Source organism: Nereida sp. MMG025 (assembly GCF_021654165.1).
Lineage (GTDB): Bacteria > Pseudomonadota > Alphaproteobacteria > Rhodobacterales > Rhodobacteraceae > Nereida.
This window is the reverse complement of sequence record NZ_JAKFZN010000001.1, coordinates 733,265-754,942: the sequence shown is the minus strand read 5'-3', so window position 1 is coordinate 754,942 and position 21,678 is coordinate 733,265. Positions and strand designations below refer to the sequence as shown.

Annotated in this window: 22 protein-coding genes; 13 read left to right on the top strand and 9 right to left on the bottom strand. The window is 57.2% G+C overall.

Features of this window, described 5'->3' with window-relative positions; translation table 11 throughout:
• Positions 1-15 precede the first annotated feature (15 nt).
• The 3 genes from L1065_RS03640 to secG all read right to left on the bottom strand — a co-directional run bounded on the left by L1065_RS03640 (position 16) and on the right by secG (position 2,817).
• Positions 16-453 (bottom strand): TerB family tellurite resistance protein, encoded by a 438-nt coding sequence (locus tag L1065_RS03640; protein ID WP_237094077.1) that lies wholly within the window; start codon positions 451-453, stop codon positions 16-18.
• Between the two features lie 179 nt (positions 454-632).
• On the bottom strand, positions 633-2,276 hold the full coding sequence (locus tag L1065_RS03635; RefSeq protein WP_237094076.1) for a CTP synthase: 1,644 nt from the start codon (positions 2,274-2,276) through the stop codon (positions 633-635).
• A 193-nt stretch (positions 2,277-2,469) separates the two neighbouring features.
• Positions 2,470-2,817: a preprotein translocase subunit SecG gene (secG, locus tag L1065_RS03630; RefSeq protein WP_237094075.1), complete on the bottom strand. Its 348-nt coding sequence runs from the start codon at positions 2,815-2,817 to the stop codon at positions 2,470-2,472.
• 172 nt (positions 2,818-2,989) lie between these two features.
• Between secG and L1065_RS03625 the strand changes: the two genes are divergently transcribed.
• Positions 2,990-4,285: an adenylosuccinate synthase gene (locus tag L1065_RS03625; RefSeq protein ID WP_237094074.1), complete on the top strand. Its 1,296-nt coding sequence runs from the start codon at positions 2,990-2,992 to the stop codon at positions 4,283-4,285.
• Positions 4,286-4,298: 13 nt separating this feature from the next.
• Complete coding sequence (locus L1065_RS03620) at positions 4,299-4,538, top strand: DUF2842 domain-containing protein (protein ID WP_237094073.1); 240 nt, start codon at positions 4,299-4,301, stop codon at positions 4,536-4,538.
• A 69-nt stretch (positions 4,539-4,607) separates the two neighbouring features.
• On the opposite strand, the gene L1065_RS03615 is transcribed toward L1065_RS03620, so the two are convergent.
• Positions 4,608-6,596, bottom strand: a complete 1,989-nt coding sequence (locus tag L1065_RS03615; RefSeq protein ID WP_237094072.1) for a hypothetical protein — start codon at positions 6,594-6,596, stop codon at positions 4,608-4,610.
• Positions 6,597-6,818: 222 nt separating this feature from the next.
• On the opposite strand from L1065_RS03615, the gene L1065_RS03610 reads away from it, so the two are divergent.
• Entirely contained in the window at positions 6,819-7,505 is a 687-nt protein-coding gene (locus tag L1065_RS03610; RefSeq protein WP_237094071.1) for a thiamine diphosphokinase, read from the top strand.
• Here L1065_RS03610 and L1065_RS03605 read toward each other — a convergent pair.
• Complete coding sequence (locus tag L1065_RS03605; protein ID WP_237094070.1) at positions 7,429-8,379, bottom strand: DMT family transporter; 951 nt, start codon at positions 8,377-8,379, stop codon at positions 7,429-7,431. The two genes, L1065_RS03610 and L1065_RS03605, sit on opposite strands and share 77 nt — an antisense overlap.
• Positions 8,380-8,411: 32 nt before the next feature.
• The gene (locus tag L1065_RS03600) at positions 8,412-9,785 is read right to left on the bottom strand and encodes an L-serine ammonia-lyase (protein WP_237094069.1); all 1,374 of its coding nucleotides are present in this window, start codon (positions 9,783-9,785) and stop codon (positions 8,412-8,414) included.
• 210 nt (positions 9,786-9,995) lie between these two features.
• Here L1065_RS03600 and rpiA point away from each other — a divergent pair, with 210 nt between their 5' ends.
• The 7 genes from rpiA (at position 9,996) to L1065_RS03565 (ending at position 16,596) form a co-directional block, all read left to right on the top strand.
• Positions 9,996-10,781: a ribose-5-phosphate isomerase RpiA gene (rpiA, locus tag L1065_RS03595; protein ID WP_237094536.1), complete on the top strand. Its 786-nt coding sequence runs from the start codon at positions 9,996-9,998 to the stop codon at positions 10,779-10,781.
• A gap of 54 nt (positions 10,782-10,835) precedes the next feature.
• On the top strand, positions 10,836-12,266 hold the full coding sequence (gene gorA, locus L1065_RS03590) for a glutathione-disulfide reductase (RefSeq protein ID WP_237094068.1): 1,431 nt from the start codon (positions 10,836-10,838) through the stop codon (positions 12,264-12,266).
• Positions 12,267-12,359: 93 nt separating this feature from the next.
• Positions 12,360-13,568 (top strand): FtsH protease activity modulator HflK, encoded by a 1,209-nt coding sequence (hflK, locus tag L1065_RS03585; protein ID WP_237094067.1) that lies wholly within the window; start codon positions 12,360-12,362, stop codon positions 13,566-13,568.
• A complete protein-coding gene (gene hflC / locus L1065_RS03580; protein ID WP_237094066.1) occupies positions 13,568-14,452 on the top strand; it encodes a protease modulator HflC in 885 nt (294 codons plus the stop codon). The genes hflK and hflC overlap by 1 nt, the downstream gene beginning before the upstream one ends.
• The gene (locus tag L1065_RS03575) at positions 14,452-14,652 is read left to right on the top strand and encodes a DUF2065 domain-containing protein (protein ID WP_237094065.1); all 201 of its coding nucleotides are present in this window, start codon (positions 14,452-14,454) and stop codon (positions 14,650-14,652) included. The genes hflC and L1065_RS03575 overlap by 1 nt, the downstream gene beginning before the upstream one ends.
• A 95-nt stretch (positions 14,653-14,747) precedes the next feature.
• The gene (locus L1065_RS03570) at positions 14,748-14,930 is read left to right on the top strand and encodes a hypothetical protein (RefSeq protein ID WP_237094064.1); all 183 of its coding nucleotides are present in this window, start codon (positions 14,748-14,750) and stop codon (positions 14,928-14,930) included.
• Positions 14,931-15,189: 259 nt separating this feature from the next.
• Positions 15,190-16,596 (top strand): Do family serine endopeptidase, encoded by a 1,407-nt coding sequence (locus L1065_RS03565; RefSeq protein WP_237094063.1) that lies wholly within the window; start codon positions 15,190-15,192, stop codon positions 16,594-16,596.
• Between the two features lie 51 nt (positions 16,597-16,647).
• Here the strand turns inward: L1065_RS03565 and L1065_RS03560 are convergent, their stop codons facing one another.
• Both L1065_RS03560 and L1065_RS03555 read right to left on the bottom strand, forming a co-directional pair.
• The gene (locus L1065_RS03560; protein ID WP_237094062.1) at positions 16,648-17,043 is read right to left on the bottom strand and encodes an ectoine synthase; all 396 of its coding nucleotides are present in this window, start codon (positions 17,041-17,043) and stop codon (positions 16,648-16,650) included.
• Positions 17,044-17,070: 27 nt separating this feature from the next.
• Entirely contained in the window at positions 17,071-17,565 is a 495-nt protein-coding gene (locus L1065_RS03555) for a peptidoglycan-binding domain-containing protein (RefSeq protein WP_237094061.1), read from the bottom strand.
• Between the two features lie 186 nt (positions 17,566-17,751).
• Here L1065_RS03555 and L1065_RS03550 point away from each other — a divergent pair, with 186 nt between their 5' ends.
• Both L1065_RS03550 and L1065_RS03545 read left to right on the top strand, forming a co-directional pair.
• Positions 17,752-18,075, top strand: coding sequence for a 2Fe-2S iron-sulfur cluster-binding protein (locus tag L1065_RS03550; RefSeq protein WP_237094060.1), 324 nt, complete (start codon positions 17,752-17,754; stop codon positions 18,073-18,075).
• Complete coding sequence (locus L1065_RS03545; RefSeq protein WP_237094059.1) at positions 18,075-18,773, top strand: VCBS repeat-containing protein; 699 nt, start codon at positions 18,075-18,077, stop codon at positions 18,771-18,773. Before L1065_RS03550 ends, L1065_RS03545 begins: the two co-directional genes overlap by 1 nt.
• A gap of 4 nt (positions 18,774-18,777) precedes the next feature.
• Here L1065_RS03545 and purD read toward each other — a convergent pair whose 3' ends face one another.
• On the bottom strand, positions 18,778-20,040 hold the full coding sequence (purD, locus tag L1065_RS03540; protein ID WP_237094058.1) for a phosphoribosylamine--glycine ligase: 1,263 nt from the start codon (positions 20,038-20,040) through the stop codon (positions 18,778-18,780).
• Between the two features lie 78 nt (positions 20,041-20,118).
• Here purD and xseA point away from each other — a divergent pair, with 78 nt between their 5' ends.
• Entirely contained in the window at positions 20,119-21,672 is a 1,554-nt protein-coding gene (gene xseA / locus L1065_RS03535; RefSeq protein WP_237094057.1) for an exodeoxyribonuclease VII large subunit, read from the top strand.
• The last annotated feature ends 6 nt before the right edge of the window (positions 21,673-21,678 follow it).

Genomic DNA, 21,678 nt, shown 5'->3' with positions numbered 1-21,678 from the left:
TTCAAGGTCGGTTTGTTAACCAGTTGTCCCTGTTCGTGCGGCATCGGTGCGGGCGCTGTCAATAAGTGTTTCCACCCGTTCAATCAAAATCGCCTCGGCGGGATTTTCCACTGCGTCGCATAGGACGACGGCCCAGACATCTGCCAGCAGCTGGTTCAAATCGGGTTCGGTCAGGTTGTCTGCGATCACTTTGGCAAGCACATCGGTTTGCGGCATTTCGCGTTCGAGACGTTCGCCGCTGGCCCGCATCTGTGCCGCAGCAAGGGCGTTGATGTCGAAACGCCGCGACAGAATACGATCGATGGTCGAAATCTCTGGCAGGTTGTAGGTGCCATCAATTTTGGCAACGCGCACGAAAAGCGCAACCAGACTCAGCCGTGGATCAATCGACGGAAGGGGGGTGTCCGAGACGGTTTGAGGGCGCGAAATCACGCCGAAAATCCTAGATAACATGTCACTGCTCCGCGCGGTTGTTTTTATGTGCGCTGCGGTGAATATGACCTAGGTTTCGAATTTCACAAAGAAAAATCGCATCATGTGGTGCGTTGCCCTAGTATGAAGGGGGCAGGACTGTGGCGGTAGGGGGCGGCATTTACGCCCCGACGGGGGGCGTTAATCGTTGTGTGATGCAATCAAACGAGGCGCGAGGCATCCTTGGCCGCTTTGACGAACCCTTCGAACAGGGGGTGCGGATCAAAGGGTTTTGACTTCAGCTCGGGGTGGAACTGCACGCCGATGAACCAAGGGTGGTCTTTCCATTCGACGATTTCGGGCAGGCGGCCGTCGGGCGACATGCCGGAAAAAGCCAGCCCCACTTTTTCAAGCTGTTCGCGATATTTGATGTCCACCTCATAGCGGTGGCGGTGACGTTCTTCGATGGTGGTTGTGCCGTAGACCTCGGCCACTTTGGAGCCTTCGGCCAAGGTGGCGTCATAGGCGCCCAGACGCATGGTGCCGCCTTTGTCGTCATCGGCCTTGCGCTGCACCTTGGCGTTGCCTTGGACCCATTCCTTGAGGTGGTACACCACGGGTTCGAATTTTTTGTTGCCGCGTTCGTGGTCAAATTCTTCGGAGCCAGCCGAACTGACCCCTGCGACGTTGCGTGCGGCTTCGATCACCGCCATTTGCATGCCCAGACAGATGCCCAAGTATGGCACTTTGCGGGTGCGGGCGAATTCCGCGGCCTTGATCTTGCCTTCGGTGCCACGTTCGCCAAACCCGCCTGGCACAAGGATTGCGTGGAACCCTTCAAGATGCGGCGCTGGATCCTCGCGTTCGAACATTTCAGCGTCCACCCAAGAGACATTCACCTTCACACGGTTGGCCATACCCCCATGGGTCAGGGCTTCGTTGATGGATTTATAGGCGTCTTCAAGCTGTGTGTATTTGCCGACGATGGCGACATTCACTTCGCCTTCGGGGTTGTAAATACGATCGGCCACATCTTCCCAACGCGCAAGGTTAGGTTTGGGGGCGGGCGTGATGCCAAAGGCGTCCAGCACTGCCTGATCCATGCCTTCGCGGTGATAGGCCAAGGGGGCCTCGTAGATGGATTTGAGGTCTTGGGCGGCAATCACGCTGTCGGGGCGCACATTGCAAAAGAGCGCCAGTTTTTCGCGTTCCTTTTCGGGGATCGGCCCTTCGGAGCGGCACACCAGAATATCGGGGGCCAGACCGATGCTGCGCAATTCCTTGACGCTGTGCTGTGTCGGTTTGGTTTTCAATTCGCCCGAGGCTTTGATGTAGGGCAGCAGTGTGAGGTGCATGAAAATGCACTGTCCGCGGGGTTTATCGTTTGCAAACTGGCGGATCGCCTCGAAGAAGGGCAGGCCTTCGATGTCACCAACGGTGCCGCCGATTTCGCACAGCATGAAATCAACCTCATCATCGCCGATGTCGATGAATTCCTTGATCTGGTTTGTGACATGCGGGATGACCTGAATGGTTTTGCCCAGATAATCGCCGCGGCGTTCTTTTTCCAGAACGGTCGAATAAATGCGACCCGACGAAACGGAATCGGTGTTGCGTGCGGCGACCCCTGTGAAGCGTTCGTAGTGGCCCAAATCCAGATCCGTTTCAGCACCGTCATCGGTGACGAACACCTCGCCATGTTCAAAGGGTGACATGGTGCCGGGATCGACGTTCAGATAGGGGTCCAATTTGCGCAGACGCACCGTAAACCCGCGCGATTGCAAAAGCGCACCAAGGGCAGCCGACGCGAGGCCCTTTCCAAGCGAAGAAACAACACCACCGGTGATGAAAATAAAGCGTGCCATGTGGTGAGATATCCCCGTAAAATCGATGCGTCTTGAGTGCAAATGAACGCGCAGATGCGTCCTATCACGGGATTTAAGACTAACAGGATTCGGGCAGGAGGCGCAACACGCCATCCGCAATATCCTGTGGGTATATTTGGTCGTCCCCCTAAATTTAGAGGCAACTTACCCTTGGTCAGGAACGTGTGTGTGGTTAGTCGGCGCGTGGCGTCGGTGTGACGTCATCAGCGGGTGGAAGCAGGCTGCCGCCGTCCGCCGGCACGGTATCTGTCGCGGCAGCAGGTGCCAGTTGGTCCACAACAGAGCCTGAGCCATTCTGGCTTGTCAGCACCGTCATCGCCAAGGCGCAGGCCATAAAGGCAATGCCCAAAATCCATGTCACTTTCGACAGGGCCGACGCAGCCGAACGGCCCGTCATAACACCGCCGCCGCCACCGCCGCCGCCCATACCCAGGCCGCCACCTTCAGACCGCTGCAACAGCACCACGCCGATCAGGGCAAGGGCAAGAAGCAAAAGGACGATAAGAATGACGTTTTCCATGGGTGCAGATCCAGCTGAGACGCGTTGTTTGTGGGTATGTAGTCGCAACCGCGCGTGCTCGCAAGCGATGAAATCCGCGCTGCAGTGTCGTGTGGCAGGGTTTTCGACTTCCCCCTTCGTTTGGCTTGGCCTATACGGACGCGGGTTTGAACCGGACAAGAAGGCAAACAGCATGGCAAACGTGGTTGTGGTTGGCGCACAGTGGGGCGACGAAGGCAAAGGTAAGATCGTCGATTGGCTGTCGGAACGCGCAGACGTGATCGCGCGGTTCCAAGGTGGCCATAACGCGGGCCATACGCTGGTGATTGATGGCAATGTGTACAAGCTGCATGCGCTGCCATCGGGTGTGGTGCGGGGCGGCAAGCTGTCGGTCATTGGCAACGGTGTGGTGCTGGACCCTTGGCACCTGATGAACGAGATCGAAACAGTCCGCGCACAGGGTGTCGAGATCACGCCCGAGACGCTGATGATTGCGGAAAATACACCGCTGATCCTGCCGATCCACGGTGAACTTGACCGCGCCCGCGAAGAAGCCGCCAGCAAAGGCACCAAGATTGGCACAACCGGCCGCGGGATTGGGCCGTGCTACGAAGATAAAGTGGGCCGCCGTGCCATCCGTGTGGCCGATCTGGCCGATGATGCCACGCTTGAGGCCCGTGTGGACCGCGCCTTGCAGCACCATGATCCGCTGCGCAAAGGTTTGGGAATTGCGCCGATTGACCGCGATGCGTTGATTGCACAGCTGCGTGAAATTGCGCCGAAGATTTTGCCCTATGCCGCGCCTGTGTGGAAAGAATTGTCAGAGCGCCGCCGCGCGGGCCAGCGTGTCCTGTTTGAAGGCGCGCAGGGCGCTTTGCTGGATATCGACTTTGGCACATATCCGTTTGTGACCTCGTCCAATGTGATTGCGGGGCAGGCGGCAACCGGCACCGGGCTTGGCCCGACGGCCATTGATTTTGTCTTGGGCATCGTAAAGGCCTATACAACCCGTGTGGGCGAAGGGCCGTTCCCGACAGAGTTGGATGACGCCGATGGCCAACGCCTTGGCGAGCGCGGGCATGAGTTTGGCACGACCACAGGGCGCAAGCGTCGGTGTGGGTGGTTTGATGCGACAATCGTGCGCCAAACCTGCGCGACCTCTGGCGTGTCTGGCATTGCCCTGACAAAGCTGGACGTTCTGGACGGGTTCGACACGCTGAAAATTTGTGTTGGGTACGATCTGGATGGCGAACGGCTGGACTATCTGCCCACGGCGGCGGACCAACAGGCGCGGGTCGTTCCGATCTACGAAGAAATCGAAGGCTGGTCAGACAGCACTGCGGGTGCGCGATCATGGGCGGATTTGCCTGCGGCTGCGATTAAGTATGTGCGCCGCATCGAAGAGTTGATCCAGTGCCCCGTCGCCCTAGTTTCCACCTCACCTGAACGCGATGACACAATCTTGGTCACTGATCCGTTCGCCGACTAACAAAAGGTGAAACATGGCGCTGAGTCACAAAGCTAAGAAACGCTGGTCTCTTCTGGTGCTGGTGGTCGGCCTGCCTGTTTACATCGTGTTATGTGTCACGCTGGCCGATTGGGCGCGTGAGGTTATGGGGCGTCCGTCGATCTTGGTGGAATTGGGTATTTTTGTCGGCATGGGCGTGCTTTGGGCGTTTCCTTTGAAGGCGATTTTCAAAGGGGTTGGTCAGGCCGATCCGAACGAGCCCACCGACACCTGATTGGCACCCATAAAAAAGGCGACCCCCGAGCAGTAGGGCCGCCTTTTAATACGCATGGTTTGTAACGGATTACTCGCCTGCATATCTCGCTTGTGGATTGAAACGGCTGGTTTCTGCAACCACGAACTGTCCTGCGCGTTGCTTGCTGATCTTACCTTGGCGCAGCAACTGACCGAAGGACCGCAACCCGTCTTCGCGGCTAAAGCCGTCTTCACCTTGGGCGCTTGCGACTGCGCGCATGACCTGTGGGCGCGAGAATGTCGGCTTGCCTTCGACGAACGACATATAGGCAGCGGCGGCCTCCAGCAGATCGGGCAATTCGCTTGCGCCCATGTCTTCTGCAAATTCCGCAAATCCGCCGCTTTGTTCGGGCTGTGGGGCCACTTTGGCCACACGGCGCGGACGCACCGGGGTGACGGGGGCTTGGGGTGCATCATCTGCTGCGTCGCCTTGTTCGATGTCCACACGTTGTTCGGCAACCAGTTTGAGCGGTGGCACCGATGAAGGGCGGCGCGTTGTGCTGCCGTCCGCTTTTGCGCGTTTGGGGCGCACAACCTGGGCCAGATCGGCGCGGTAATCTTCGGTTTCATCCTTTGGCGTGTTTCCACCTTCGCGGCGTTCGGCTTCGGTGGCGGCCACGGCGGCTTTCAGATGGGCGATTGCGTTCTGACGGCGACCTGTTTCAGGGGCTTTCAACTCGCGGTCGGCCTGATCCATCAGGCGATCAACGTCCAATGCCTTTTTGGGCAGTTCAGCTTCGGCCCGTGGGGTCTGCTCTGGCTGCACGGCATCGTCTTGGGACTCTGTGACAGTCTCGGCCTCGGCCTCGGCTTCTGCCTTTTGCACGGCGGCCAGTTCGGCCTGCAACTCAGCCTCTTGGGTGTCGGAAAGGGTTGTGCGCCCTGGAATTGGCTCCAGATCGGCGGCTGAGGTCATATCATCGTCGAGCGTTTCATCGTTGAAATCGTCATCGTCCTCGTCAACCTCTTCAAGCTGGCCTTCAGCGACAGCGCGTTCGAAATCCTCGCGTTTGACTTTGATGACCCGCGCGATTGGCGCAGTGGGCTTGGTCTCGGCAACCTGAGGTTCGGCGTCGGTTTCCGGGGCTTGTGTGGTCAAAAGTGCGGCTGCAATGGCTGTATCCGTGTCACCATCTGTGTCGGTTGGGGCGTCAAACTGCTGTGTGGCGTCTTCAACTGCGTCTTCTGCATCGACATCATCGGCGATAGAAGCGAGGACCGAAGAGATATCAGCCTCTTCCATTTGTGTCGCGGGGTCTTCAACCTCAGCTACCTCAGCTACCTCAGCTACCTCAGCTACCTCAGCCACCTCAGCTACCTCAGCTAACTCAGCTACCTCAGCCGCTTTGGACAGTTCAGTGTCCTCGGCAGGGGCTTTGCTATCTTCGGCGGTGTCCAGATCAAACCCGTCCAATGCGCCAGCCAGATTATTGATGGTGTCATCGGCATGTTGGTCTTCGATGTAGTCTGTCGGCTCTTGCGTGGGTTCTGACGATACCATCGCGCGAATACGCTGCAATTTTGCGGCAACGCTCTCGCCTGATGGTGCGTCTTCTTCAGTCTTGAGGTCTTGGGTCTCGACCAGACCTTCGGCATCGTCCAGACCTTCAGTCTCGATATGCTCTTCGGGTTGTGCGGCCATCGCGGTCGCATCCTCGATAGCAGGGGCTTGCGACACTTCTTCGGCAATATCCTGAGCCGCCGCGCCATCCAAAGATGCCAGATCCGCGATGTCTTCGGCCTCTGGTTCGGCCTCTTTCGGCGTATCCATTTGGGGGGCCGCAGCAACAGATTGCGCTTCGGAAGGGGCCGCGGTCACGTCTGGTTCTTGCGATGTGATCGCGGCAACACCCATAGCCGCACCTGTATCAGAGGCACGCAGTTTGACTTCATTGCCTTCGATACGCGCTTCGACGCGGCGTTCGATCTCGCGTTCTGCGATACGGGCCAGCATGTCTGCATCGGGCGTGGGTGGTTCTGCACCGAAATAGCGATCATCCGCTGCAAGATCGCGGAAATACTCTGCAATGGCTTTCATTGTGGAAAATGAATCGTCAAACCCTTCGAGGGTGCACGAAAAAGTGCCATAGGACACCGTCAGAATCTTATTTGGACCAACCATTGTTTTGCTCGCTTTCGTTTATCCAGCATCCGCTTTCTAACGGGCATTGGGTCCGCAAATGGCACAAAGGCGCGTTTTTTGCGGTATTATTTCGTGGCCTAATTGTGGTCTGTTTCCAAAATGGCCAGTAATACGCATATGACTTCAGCAATTGTTCACAGTTCGCACCCAGTTGCTCTGATCGGAGGCGGAAAAACCCGCCAAGCCGATTGGGTGGCCGTGGAATCATTGGTTAACAAGTTAGTGGCTGCGGACGGTGGCGCAAGAACTGCGCGTGCGCTTGGCTTGGTGCCTGATGCGGTTATCGGTGATCTGGACAGCATTGACAATGCAACGCGCGCGGCCTTTGAAGACCGCTTGCACCCTATTTGGGAACAAGACAGCACCGATTTTGACAAAGCGCTGCGCCATATCTCGGCGCCGCTTGTGTTGGGGCTTGGGTTTTTGGGCAAACGCGTGGATCACCAACTGGCCGCCTTCAGTGTTCTGGCGCGATATCCCGATCGAAAATGCATTCTGGTCGGCAAACATGATGTCGTGTGCCTGGCGCCTGCGAAGATCAGCCTGACGATGGACGTGGGCGAGCGGCTTTCGCTTTTTCCGCTAGGCGAGGTGAAAGGCACATCGCACGGGTTGGAATGGCCGATTGATGATGTGGCGTTTGCACCTGACGGGCGTATTGGGACATCAAACCGATCCAATGCGCGACAGGTTTATCTGACGTTTGAGGCGCCAAAGATGGTTTTGATCACACCGCGGGCGGCGCTGGCGTCTGTGGTCGCTGCTGTGACAAACGCTTTGCCGTGGCCTGCTCGCGTGCGATAATATAAAGCCCCGCAGCAATTGTGATGACGATCCCGAGGGCGGCCAGCCCGTTGGGCAGATCCTGAAACAACAGCCAGCCGATCAACGTGCCAAAGGGGATTTCGAGATATTGCATCGGTGCAACCGTGGCGGACGGGGCCAATCGCAAGCTCCACGTCATTGCCAGATGCGCGACTGTGCCAAGCAGCCCAAGGGCGACAAGCAACCAAAGCGTTTGCGGATCCGTGGGCGCGGTCAGCATTAACCCCTTGGTCTGGGTGAGGGCGCCCCACACCAAAAACGGGGCAAGCAACGCAATCGCCATCGCGCCGCTGATCCCTTGCAAGGTGATTGCATCTACTTCCTTTGCGATCTGCCGTGTCACCAGCATGAACAAAGCAAAGGCCACTGCCACCACCAAAGGAAGCAGCGCAGGCCAACCGACCGTGGCGAAGTTTGGCTGGATGACCAGAAGCGTGCCGATAAATCCCACCGTACAAGCGGCAAGCCGGTGCGGGCCTACGACTTCATGCAGGACAAATTTACCAAGCAACAACATGATAAAGGGCATCACAAAGGCGATGGCCAGGGCATCAGCGAGCGGAAGATAAAGAAGCGACGTGAACATCGTGGTCAGGCCGATCACATGAAAGACCGTGCGCAAAAACGTCAACCACAGTTGGCGACGCGTCAGAAGTAAGCTGCGGTTTAACACGCGCGACAAAGGCAAAAGCACAATGGCCTGCGTGCCAAACCGCACAACAACCAACAAAAGGACCGAAACCTGCGCCCCCAGATATTTTGCCAAACCGTCGCCAAGCGGCGCCATAACGCAAAAGCCGAGCATAAAAAGAATGCCCAGAAACGGTTTGTCAGGAATTGCGTCAGCTTTCATATGCCGACCTTACGGCGTCATCGCGGTCAGGGCTAGCAATTGGGCACATTCACGGCCAAACCGCCAAGAGAGGTTTCTTTGTATTTTTCGGACATATCAAGGCCCGTCTGGCGCATGGTTTCTATGGCTGCGTCCAGCGGCACAAGATGCGTGCCATCGCCCCGCATTGACAGGGATGCTGCCGAAACGGCCTTGATTGCGCCCAGACCGTTGCGTTCGATGCAAGGCACCTGAACCAACCCCTTAACGGGATCGCACGTCATGCCAAGATGGTGTTCAAGGGCAATCTCGGCTGCATTTTCGACCTGCATGGGGGTGCCGCCCATCACTGCTGTCAGCCCTGCCGCAGCCATCGCGGCGGCGCTGCCAACCTCGGCCTGACATCCTGCTTCGGCCCCCGAGATGGACGCATTGAACTTGACCAACCCGCCAATGGCGGCCGCCGTTAACAAAAAATCGGGGATTTTCGTGCTGGTCGCGCCGGGCACGTGATCAAGGTAGTAGCGGATCGTTGCAGGCACGACACCTGCCGCGCCATTTGTGGGGGCAGTGACCACCTGACCGCCCGCCGCGTTTTCTTCGTTCACGGCCATCGCATAAACGCTCATCCAATCGTTGATCGTATGGGGCGCGGTCAGGTTCATGCCGCGTTCGGCCTGTAGTTTATCATAAATCCCCTTTGCGCGGCGCTTGACTTGTAAGCCGCCCGGCAAAATGCCTTCGGCTTGCAAGCCCCTGTCGATACAGCAATTCATAACCTCCCAAAGGCGGGCAAGGCCGCGGTCAAGATCATGGCTCTTCATGCGCGAAAGTTCATTGGCGCGTTTGAGGTCTGCCACGGATTTGCCCGTGGTTTCGCACATGCGCAGCATGTCGGCGGCAGATTTGAACGGGTAGGGGACGGGGGCGCCTTCATCGCGATCGGCGCCTTGCGTCAGCTGTTTTTCGGTCAGAACAAAGCCGCCGCCGATGGAGTAATAGGTTTGCGACAAGATGATGTCGCCTTGCGCGTCAGTTGCGTGGATTTGCATGCCATTCGCATGACCGCCAAGCGGTGGGCCATAATCGAAAACCAGATCATGTTTGGGATGAAACTGAAGCGGCGGCAGATCAGGCGCGTTAATGGTGTGCGTGTCATGGATTTGCGCCAGCACAGCTTCGGCCCTGTCTGCGTCATAGGTACCTGGTGAAAACCCTGCCAGTCCTAAAATTGTGGCACGGTCTGTTGCGTGGCCTACACCCGTGAAAGCCAGTGATCCATGCAAAGAGGCCCTGAGCCCATGCGCTGTGAAAGGTGCATGACGCAACTGATCCAGAAACAGGCCCGCTGCAACCATCGGGCCCATCGTGTGACTGGAGGACGGGCCGATCCCGACTTTGAACATCTCGAATACCGACAAGAACATCTACACCACTCCCTTGGGGTCAGAGTAAGCAGATGCCAGCGAGCGGTAAGGCTGTTTGCGACCTCTGGTCGTCGAAACGCAACCTATTGGGCGTTGATGGGGCGGTATTTGGATATTTTTGAACAAAAGAAGATCAGTTTTTCTGCCAATCCTCTCGCACCTTTCGGCCGTGCGGCTTATACAGATGAAAACGATTATCAGGACACTGCCATGGCCGCCGACCTCTCTCCAATCGACAAAGCGAAGTTTATTGCAGCCCAACGTGCCTGCGCCTTTGTGCAATCGGGCATGAAGGTCGGTCTTGGCACAGGATCGACCGCCGCCTGGATGGTGAAATGTCTGGGCGAGCGGGTGCGCGACGAAGGATTGCGCATCAAGGGGGTTCCGACGTCGAGCCGAACAGCCGATCTTGCCCGCGAGGTCGGGATCGAGGTGATCAGTCTTGACGAGGCGCGTTGGCTTGATCTGACGATTGACGGGGCTGATGAATATGATGGCGAGCTGAGCCTGATCAAAGGCGGTGGCGGCGCGTTGTTGCAAGAAAAGATCGTTGCAACGGCCAGTGACCAGATGATTGTCATCGCGGATGCGGCAAAGAAAGTTGACACGCTTGGCGCGTTCCCCTTGCCCGTCGAGGTGATCCCATTTGGCTGGCAGACCAGTAAGACGCTGATCGAAGAGGTTTTGATCGGATTGGATGTTATGGGGCGTACGGCCAGTTTGCGGATGAATGGCGACGCGCCTTTTGTGACGGATGAAGGCAATCATATTCTTGATCTGCACCTCAAACGAATTGGTAATGCCCGTCAGTTGAGCCTTGTGATCAATCAAATCCCTGGTGTCGTTGAGAACGGATTGTTCATCGACATTTGCGACATTGTTGTTGTGGGGCACGGGGATGGCCGCGTCGAAGTCAACGATATCAACAGCGGCACATTTGACGAGACCCGCGTTGATTTTCTTGAAAATGAAAACCTGTTTGCCGACTTGGATTAGACACCTCCACGCGCTTACCCTGACACGACCCTGACCCTTTGAAAGGCCCCTGACATGACAAACTTCGACTACGACCTCTTTGTGATAGGTGGCGGATCGGGCGGGGTGCGCGCGGCGCGCGTCGCGGCAGGCGAGGGGGCCAAGGTCGCGCTGGCCGAGGAATACCGGTATGGCGGCACCTGTGTCATCCGCGGGTGCGTTCCCAAAAAGCTGATGGTGTTTGCAAGTGAATACCGCGAAAGCTTTGCAGATGCGCGCAACTATGGTTGGGATGTGCAGGACGGCGCTTTTGATTGGCATCCGTTTCGAAAGCGGATGCACGCAGAATTGGACCGGCTGGAAGGCATTTATCGCAACTTGCTGAAAAATTCGGGTGTGACCAGCTTTGATGCGCGGGCGACATTGAAGGATCGCAACACAGTTGAGCTGAGCACAGGCGAAACAGTAACGGCCAAAACCATCTTGCTGGCCATGGGTGGGCGACCCGTCAAACCCGATTTGCCAAACGCGCATCTGGGCATCACCAGCAACGAGATTTTCTTGCTTGATGAATTGCCCAAGTCGATCCTGATCGTGGGCGGTGGCTATATCGCCTGTGAATTTGCGGGCATCCTGAATGGCCTTGGTGTTGAGGTCACGCAGTATTATCGCGGGGCCCAAATTCTACGCGGCTTCGATGACGAGGCCCGCGGCATGGTGGCCGAGCAAATGCGCGAAAAGGGCATCAACCTGCGTCTTGGCATCAACATCCACCAAATGTCGCTTGCGGCTGATCATGATCCGGACATGACGGGGCCTGTTGGTGACGACGGCACAACGCCGCTGTCCGAAGCCGGCAAGGGCGGCCCGATTTACGTGAAATCCACCCAAGGGGACGAGGCTGAATTTGATCAGGTAATGTTCGCGACAGGCCGTGTGCCCAACGCAGATAACATGGGGTTGGAAGAGATCGGCATTGAAATCGGCCGACGCGGAGAGATCGTTGTGGATGAGTATTCCAAAACGACTGTCGATAACATTTACGCGATCGGCGATGTGACAAACCGCGTACAGCTGACCCCCGTTGCGATCCGCGAAGGCATGGCCTTTGTCGAAACCGTGTTCAAGGACAATCCCACCCCTGTTGATCACGACCTTATCCCGTCGGCGATTTTCACCCAACCCGAGATGGGAACAGTTGGGCTGTCCGAAGAGGAAGCCCGCGATCAAGAGCCGATTGATGTCTATTGCACCAGCTTCCGGCCCATGCAGACGGCCTTTGCAGACAGGCCCGATCGCGTTTTGATGAAACTGGTTGTCAGTCAAAAGACCCGCGTAGTTCTGGGGTGTCACATTGTGGCGCCGCATGCGGGGGAAATGATTCAACTGGCAGGCATTGCGATCAAAATGGGGGCGACCAAAGAGCAGTTTGATCAGACCTGCGCGGTCCACCCGACAATGTCCGAAGAATTGGTGACAATGAAAACCCCTATGCGCTCGGCCTAAGGGGCGTGTTTCGGTCGACTTCGACTTGAAATCCGCAGAAAAGAGCGCAGTTTAAGCGTCAATATCCTCAGCAATCAGAGAGTAACCGAATACATGGCTGGAAATAACGGCGGCCCTTGGGGCGGCGGCGGTGGCAACCGCGGCAATGACGACCGAGGCAACAATGGCAACAACGGCGGCGGGCGTGGCCCGAACCGCCCGGGGCAGGGGCCTGATGGCCCCCAGATTCCTGAAATCGACGAGCTGATGAAGAAAGGCCAAGAACAGTTGCGCGTCCTGATGGGCGGCAAAGGTGGTGGCAACGGGTCCAACGGATCGGGCGGCGGCGCTGGCGGCGGTGGCCCGCTTTTGACACGTGGCACCGTTGGTATTGCGGCCGTGATCGCTGTTGTCGCTTGGGGGTTGTCGAGCTTTTACACGGTGCGTCCAGAACAACAGTCTGTTGAGCTTTTCCTGGGTGAATTTCACGACGTGGGCACAGAAGGTCTGAACTTTGCACCCTGGCCCTTCGTGACCGCAGAAGTGTTCAACGTCACCACCAACCGCACAGAAGACATCGGCGCTGGCCGGTCGGGCAGCGATGATGGCTTGATGCTGACAACGGATGAAAACATCGTCGACATTGATTTCCAAGTAGTGTGGAACATCAAAAACGCGCGCAACTTCCTGTTCGCCTTGCAGCAGCCACAAGAGACGGTTCGGTCCGTATCGGAAGCTGCGATGCGCGAGATTATCGCGCAATCCGAATTGGCACCGATCCTCAACCGTGACCGTGCAGCCATTGAAGCTGAAGTGCGCACACGAATTCAGAGCACGTTGGATGCGCGTGAAACAGGGATCAACATTATCCGTGTCAACTTTAACAAGGTTGACCCGCCAAGCCAACAAGTCGCCATTACGGATGAGGCGGGCAACACCCGTCAGGTTAGCGTCATTGACGCGTTCCGCGATGTGCAAGCGGCCGAACAGGAACGTGACCGTGTTGAACGCCAGGCTGACGCTTACGCAAACGCGCGTCTTGCGGATGCACGTGGTCAATCCGCACGGATCCTTGAAGAAGCAGAGGCCTACCGCGCGCAGCAAGTAAACGGCGCGATTGGTGAGGCCAGCCGTTTCAGCTCGGTTCTGGATGAGTATTTGCAGGCGCCCGAAGTGACACGCAAACGTCTCTATCTTGAAACAATGGAAAAGGTCTTGGGCGATGTTGATAAAATCATCCTCGAAGATCAGGCAGGTGGCGGCGGCCAAGGTGTTGTCCCCTATCTGCCCCTAAATGAATTGCGCCGTGGAGGAACAAACTAATGCGGAAATCAAGCTTCCTTCTGCCCGTGATTGTGTTGGCGATTGCCGCCGCGCTTTCATCCATCTTTATCGTCGACGAGCGTGAAAAAGCGCTTGTGCTGCGGTTTGGTCAGATCATTCAGGTGCGTGAAGAGCCCGGCTTGGGCTTTAAAGTGCCCGTTCTGGACGAAGTGGTGCGTTATGAGGACCGTATCCTGTCGCTCGAAACGCCTACGATTGAGGTGACACCAGCCGATGACCGCCGTCTCGAAGTTGACGCCTTTGTGCTTTATCGCATCACGGATGTGGTTCAGTTCCGTCAGGCGGTTTCGTTTGGTGGATTGCGCGAAGCCGAAGCGCAGCTGGCCAATATCCTTGACGGTCAGATCCGTGCAGTTCTGGGGAGCGAGGGTGTCACATCAAACACCATCCTGTCGCCCGAACGTGGGCGCCTTATGGAAGACATCCGCGTTCAGGCCGATGCCCGTGCCGCGGCACTTGGCCTTGATGTGGTCGAGGTCCGCTTGCGCCAGACAAACCTGCCTGCGCAGAACTTCGATGCGACCTTGCAGCGGATGATTGCAGAACGTGACCGTGAAGCGACAGACGAACGCGCCCGTGGCCGCGAGGCTGCCAGCCGTGTAACTGCGCTTGCCGACCGGACATTTGATGAAATCATCGCCGAAGCAACCCGTGACGCACGCATCATCGAAGGTGAGGCAGACGCCGAACGCAACCGCATCTTTGCCGAAGCTTACACACGCGACGCCGAATTCTTTGAATTCTACCGCTCGCTTGAGGCCTATGAGCAGGCGTTGCAGGGCCAAAACTCGACCATGGTGATGTCGCCCGATAGCGAGTTCTTCAACTATCTGAAGAGCGACCAAGGCGCGAACGCGCAGTAATGGCGGATCTCTCGCTGGTCCAGTTCGCGCTGGTCGGCTTTGGATTGGTATTGATTGTAGAGGGGCTGGTCTATGCACTGGCCCCTCATCTTGTTGAGGACCTGTTGCGCGCCCTGCGCGACTTGCCCCTTGAAGCACGGCGGCTGATTGGTCTGACAGCGATGGTCATCGGCGTCATTTTGCTGTGGATTGCTTTGTAGTTTCGAAAGATCCTGCGACACTTCTGCATCGCGCCTTTTCTTCGGCGCACCGTGTCCTATGTGGTCTTTCAAAGCAGCAGCAGGACAGCCCAATGATGACGCATCAACCAGATCTGGAACAATCAAACGCATTGCAAGCGCTTGTTGTAGCGTTGCTTGGCGTCATGATCCTGGGATGTGTGCTGGCCGTTGCAACGGCGACCGATGTGGACACGCGGGCCATTTTTCAAACCGGCGCGATTGAACCCTTGCTGCGTGCTGTAGCCTTTACGTCATAGGTTAAACGGCGCACGCCGTATTTGCGAAAAACCTTTCACACACGCGTGACTTGAGGCTGCGCCCCTTGGCGTAAGGACCATTCGGCCCTACCTTGTAACCACCAGCGGAAAGATGTGCGCCAATTTTGGTCTTTCGCACGCCGCTTTCAATTACGAGGAGTTTACGTTGAAACCCAACGCACAACGAAACCAGTCTCGCGCAATTGCTGTGGCACGGTCACAGAGCGCTTCTTCCAATTCTTTCTGGCTTGCGACTTTGATGGCAGTGCTTACGGCCCTTGCGGTGATCGTTATGACTGCAACGCCTTCCAAGGCGCGCCCGGACAGCTTTGCTGATCTGGCAGAGCAGATCAGCCCGTCGGTTGTAAACATTACCACGTCCACAGTTGTTGCAGGTCGCACAGGACCGCAAGGCATCGTGCCAGAAGGAAGCCCGTTTGAGGATTTCTTCCGCAACGCCCCCGGCAATGAAGGTCCGCGCCGGTCATCGGCCTTGGGATCGGGCTTCGTGATTTCCGAGGACGGGTTTATCGTCACCAACAACCACGTGATTGAAGGTGCCGATGAAATCCAGATCGAGTTTTTCCCCGGTGACGGTCAGCCAACAGAACTGCTGACAGCAACGATCGTGGGAACGGACCCGAACACTGATATCGCTTTGCTGAAAGTCGAAGCCGATGGTCCACTGAAATTCGTTAACTTCGGGGATAGCTCGGTTGCACGCGTGGGCGATTGGGTCATGGCGATGGGGAACCCGCTTGGTCAGGGCTTTTCGGTATCGGCGGGGATTATCTCGGCGCGCAATCGCGCTCTGCAGGGCACATATGACGACTACATCCAAACTGACGCGGCCATTAACCGTGGTAACTCGGGCGGACCGCTGTTCAATATGGACGGGGATGTTATTGGCGTGAACACTGCGATCTTGTCGCCAAACGGCGGGTCAATCGGTATCGGCTTTGCGATGTCATCTGCCGTCGTCACCCGCGTGATTGATCAATTGCAGGAATTTGGCGAAACACGCCGCGGTTGGCTTGGCGTGCGCATCCAAGATATCGAGCCTGACATGGTGGAAGGTATCGAAGGGCTTGAAAGCGTCAACGGTGCCTTGATCACCGACGTGCCTGACGGCCCTGCCAAAAACGCAGGTCTGTTGGCGGGTGATGTGATCCTGAGCTTTGATGGTTTTGATGTCGAAGACACACGTGGACTTGTCCGCCGCGTTGGTAACACAGATGTCGACAAGACAGTGCGCGTTGTGGTGCTGCGTCAAGGCAAGACCGAGACACTTGCGGTCACTCTGGGGCGTCGTGAAACAGCAGAAGCCACCGCCGTTCCTGCGGCCGCCACACCAGAAGAGCCACAAGAACTGGAAATGCTTGGCCTGTCGCTGTCGGAACTGACAGATGACATGCGCAGTGAATTGGGGATTGGCGAAGGCGTGAACGGCCTTGTCGTCACCAACATTGATCAATCATCAGAAGCTTATGAAAAAGGTCTGCGTTCAGGTGACGTGATTACCGAAGCCGGCCAACAGGCTTTGTCCAGCTTGTCGGACTTTGACGATCGCGTGGAAGAAGCCAAAGAAGCGGGCCGTACATCGCTTCTGCTTTTGATCCGCCGTGATGGTCAGCCCCGTTTCGTGGCGCTTTCGATCGAAGACTGATCTTTTACAGAGAGAACCCAAAGCGCCCCGCCTGAGTGTGGGGCGCTTTTTTTATGGCGCATCGTCGGTAGGGGCAGGATAGCTGCCATCGGCATCATGCACCTCATCACCTTCCAGCGCAGGCAGGAAAACAGCGATCAGCCGCATGGTTTCATGACAGAGCACGCGGTGTTTTTTGTGATCGTCAGGGCAGTAAAGCGTCCCCGGTCGCAGGGTGTGGGTGCGTCCCGTCTCAAGCTCTGTCACCTCGCCGTGTCCTTCCAAGATATAGCAGGCCTCAACGTGATGTTTGTAGTGAAGCACCAGTTCTGCACCGGCATGGATGGTTGTTTCATTGACGGAAAATCCCATGCCATCCGAACGCACCAAAAGCCGTAGGCTGTCCCATCCGTTCCCCTTGGCATCGCGGCGTGTGCCGACAAACTGGTCGCGGTCAACAACGTGCATGGGGCGGCTCCTTTGGAATTGAACGGGTCAGCTTGGTTTTGGCGCTCTGACAAGACCCAAACGCTGTGCGGCGGCAAGTGACAGAATTCCGCTGTCCAGACCTTCGGGGCGTTGATAGGCGCGGATGGCCGCACGTGTTCTGCCGTCCATCTGCGATGTAATGGGCCCTGAATAGTGCCCCCGTGCTTTTAGCGCACGCTGCAAGCTGGCGACAAACTGTGGCGTTAGATCCTTGGCGCAGGGCGTTTCGAACCACAGTTCCTTGCGCTCATCCACAATCCGCTGCAGCGTTTCTGTGCGGTACACCGCAGGAGAGCGCACGTTGCCCGCCACATCGACTTGCGCAGGTTGCACCAGCACTTGGTTGGTCACCGTTTCGATGGTTGCAGGGCTGACATCGCGGCCCCAACAGCTACCGTCTTGGGCCACAGGTGGACCGATCCCAACCTGACGTGTCACCTCAGGCTCGGTCGCGGGCACACATCCCGCCAATGCCGCGCATACGGCGATAAAAACTGTCATGTCACGCATCTGCTCACGTGCCTTAGGTGCGGGATCTTTGCCCCTTCTTGCTTGCAACCTACCGCAATAATCGGCCATGGAATAGCCCCCTGCATCAGACATCGGCGAACCATTGCGAAATAGTGACTGGTCAAACCCCATCTGCCCGCCTAAATCTTGGCGCAGACCAGAACAAAGGGACCAACGATGGCCAAAATTACATACATCGAATTCGGCGGAAAAGAACACGTGGTTGATGTGCCAAACGGATTGACCGTCATGGAAGGCGCACGCGACAACAATATCCCCGGCATCGAAGCCGATTGCGGTGGCGCTTGCGCATGTTCCACATGCCACGTCTATGTCGACGAAGCGTGGGCCGATAAGGTGCCTGCGATGGACAGCATGGAAGAAGACATGCTCGATTTTGCCTATGAGCCGAAGCCAGGTCAGTCACGTTTGACCTGTCAGCTGAAAGTCACCGATGATTTGGACGGCTTGATCGTTCGGATGCCAGAAAAGCAGATCTGATGCGCGGTTTGGTTGCGGTTTTGGGTCTGTCCTTGATTGCAGGGGCAGGCCATGCGCAAACCGTAACATCGGCCGCGTTCGCGGACGAAACCACCCGCTATGGTCATGCCATTCTGGGCGATGCCGTCGAATACGGCACGCTTGTCATCACCTCTCAGACACAGGCTGGCGCGACCATCACTCACCGTGTTGTTCTGCCCCAAGACCATGTGTTCGAAGACATCGCCCCCCGTTTGTGGGATGTCACAGGTGACGGTGCGCCCGAAGTTATGGTGATCGAAACGGATGTAAATGCGGGGGCTGCACTGGCCATTTACGGGCCGCGCGGCAAGATCGCAGAAACCCCGCACATCGGACAGCGCAATCGCTGGCTTTCGCCGATCGGTGCTGCCGATTTGGACCGCGATGGCCATATCGAGATCGCATATATCGACCGTCCCCATCTGGCCAAAGTTTTGCGCGTGTGGCGTTGGACGAATGATAAGCTGACCGAAGTTGCCAGCATTTCGGGGTTAACCACACATAAAATCGGCCAAGACTTCTTGCAGGGCGCGGTTTTGGACTGTGGTGGCCGAATGGCGGTCCTGACTGCAGATGCCAACTGGCAACGCAAGATAGCAACGACTTTTGATGGCGCAACACTCAAAAGCGAAGATATGGGCCCTTACACAGGTCCAGACAGCCTGAGCCGCTGCTAAGGGTTTACAAAGCCCGCCAGCCGATATCACGGCGGCAAAAACCCTCTGCCCAATCGATCTGATCAACCATATCATAGGCCGCTTTTTGCGCCGCTTCCAAATGGGGCCCACGGGCTGTCACGTTCAAAACCCGTCCACCTGTTACCACCAGATCGGTGCCCTTCATGGCCGTTCCTGCATGAAAACACATCTGGGTGCTGGTTTGGGGCAAGGCGTCTACACCTTTGATAACGGTCCCTTTTTCATAAGACCCGGGATAGCCATTGGCCGCCATCACAACCGTCATGGCATGGTCGTCGGCCCAGTTGACTTGCGCATCTGACAGCCGTTTTTCTGCGCAGGCTTGCATCAGGTCCAGTGCCTGTGCGCCCAAGCGCATCATCAAAACCTGACATTCCGGATCGCCAAAACGGACGTTGTATTCCACCAAACGGGGTGCTCCGTCTTTGATCATCAGCCCTGCATAAAGCACACCTTCATAGGGTGTGCCGCGACGGGCCATTTCGGCCACACAGGGTTTGATGATCTCTTCCATCGCCCGTGCTTCGACTTCGGCTGACAAAACAGGTGCTGGCGAATAGGCCCCCATGCCACCTGTATTGGGGCCGGTGTCGCCTTCGCCGACGCGCTTGTGGTCTTGCGCGGTGCCAATGGGCAGAACATCCGTGCCATCGCACAAAACAAACAAAGACCCTTCTTCGCCGTCCATGAATTCTTCTATGACAACTTCTGCACCGGCGCCGCCAAAGGCCCCGCCGAACATGTCATCCACGGCATCCAGCGCGTCTTTTTCGGTCATTGCGACGACAACGCCTTTGCCTGCCGCCAAGCCATCGGCTTTCACAACAATCGGCGCGCCTTCTTTGCGAATATAGGCCTTTGCAGCCTCAGCATCGGTAAAATGCCCATAGCCCGCTGTGGGCGCAGCGCAGGCATCACAGATGGCTTTGGTGAAATGCTTGGACGCTTCCAATTCGGCGGCGGCTTTGGATGGGCCAAAGACCAGAATACCCGCCGCGCGTAAATCATCTGCCACACCCGCGGCCAAAGGGGCCTCTGGCCCGATGATTACAAAATCAACGGCGTTTTCTTCTGCAAACACACAGACCGCGCCGCCATCGTTGATGTTGATGTCTGCACATTCGGCCAGTTCGGCCATGCCTGCATTGCCGGGGGCCACGATCAAACGGTCGCATTTGGGGTTTTGCTTGACCGCCCATGCCAGCGCGTGTTCACGCCCGCCACTGCCTAAAATCAGGATGTTCATGCGCGTGTCCTCTCGTGCTTGGCCTTTTGTTGCCAGCCTTCTAAAGTGGCGTCAGTCCAATCACAAGCGAGCAGGCCTATGGATTTGATCGACGAACCGCGTCAGGGCGAAAACGCCCCCGAATTCAGCGTGTCCGAGATTTCCGGCGCGGTAAAACGCACCATTGAGGGCGAGTTTGCCCATGTGCGTGTCAAAGGCGAGGTGGGTCGCGTGATGCATGCGCGGTCTGGACACCTGTATTTCGACATCAAAGACGACCGTGCCGTTTTAGGATGCACCACTTGGAAGGCGCAGGTAGCGAAATTGGCGGTCATCCCTGAAGAGGGGATGGAGATTGTGGCGACAGGCCGACTGACCACTTTTCCCGGTCAGTCAAAATATCAAATGAATGTGCAAGACGTGGCTGTGGCGGGCGAAGGCGCGCTGATGGCGATGCTGGAAAAGCGTAAAAAGAAACTGGCCGCCGAAGGGTTGTTTGATCCGGCCCGCAAGAAACCTCTGCCCTATTTGCCCGAAATCATCGGTGTGGTCACATCGCCAACCGGTGCTGTGATCCGCGACATTCTGCACCGGTTGCGCGACCGTTTTCCACGCAAGGTTCTGGTCTGGCCCGTTGCCGTGCAAGGCGCCAATAGCGCGGCAGAAGTCGCACGCGCGATTGAGGGCTTTAACGCCATGACACCGGGGGGCGCGTTGCCGCGACCCGATTTGCTGATCGTGGCGCGAGGCGGCGGCAGCATCGAAGACCTTTGGGGCTTTAATGAAGAGGTGGTGGCGCGGGCCGCGGCCGCCAGTGCCATCCCCTTGATCTCGGCGGTGGGGCACGAAACCGATACGACCTTGATTGATTTTGTCTCAGATCAACGCGCACCGACGCCCACGGCTGCTGCCGAACTGGCTGTTCCTGTGAGGCTAGAGCTTTTGGCATGGACGAGCGAGCAGGGGGGGCGGTTGAACCGCGCACTGGCCGCGGGCGTCGCACAGCGCCAGCAACGGCTGCGTGATCTGACCCGCGCCCTTCCACGCGTGGACCGTCTGACCGAGACCGCATCGCAACGGCTGGATCAGGCCAGCGCCCGGCTGGACGGGGGGCTCAACGCGTTTGTTGCGCAAAAACAGATCGTGTTGGGTCGCATCGCGGGCGGGCTTCGTCCGTCGGCGCTGCGCGGGCTGCTTGATCGCAACGGCCAGCGTCTGGGATCGGTCGAACACCGTTTGCCATCTGGCCTTGCACGCCAGACCGATCAGGCCCGAGCGCGGCTAGAGGCTGCAATCTCGCGGTTACGCGTTGATGCGATGACGCGTGAGATTGAAGCGCAACGCCAGAGTGTGTCCCAGTTGGCAACACGGCTTGACCGCTGTCAGCTGGTGCAAGCCGCAAACCGCAGGCAACGTCTGGCGGCGCTGGATAAACTGCATGAAACTTTGGGATATAAAGAAACGTTGAAACGTGGATACGCGGTCGTCCGTCAGGGCAAGGACGGGGATGTCATCACCAGTAAATCAGTTGCGCAAAACACCGCTGATCTTGCAATCGAATTTGCCGATGGTGTTTTGCCGCTCGGCGCCGCGACACGCAAAGCGCCCGCAAAGCCCAAGCAATCGCCACCTGAACAAGGCAGTTTGCTCTAAAGGTTT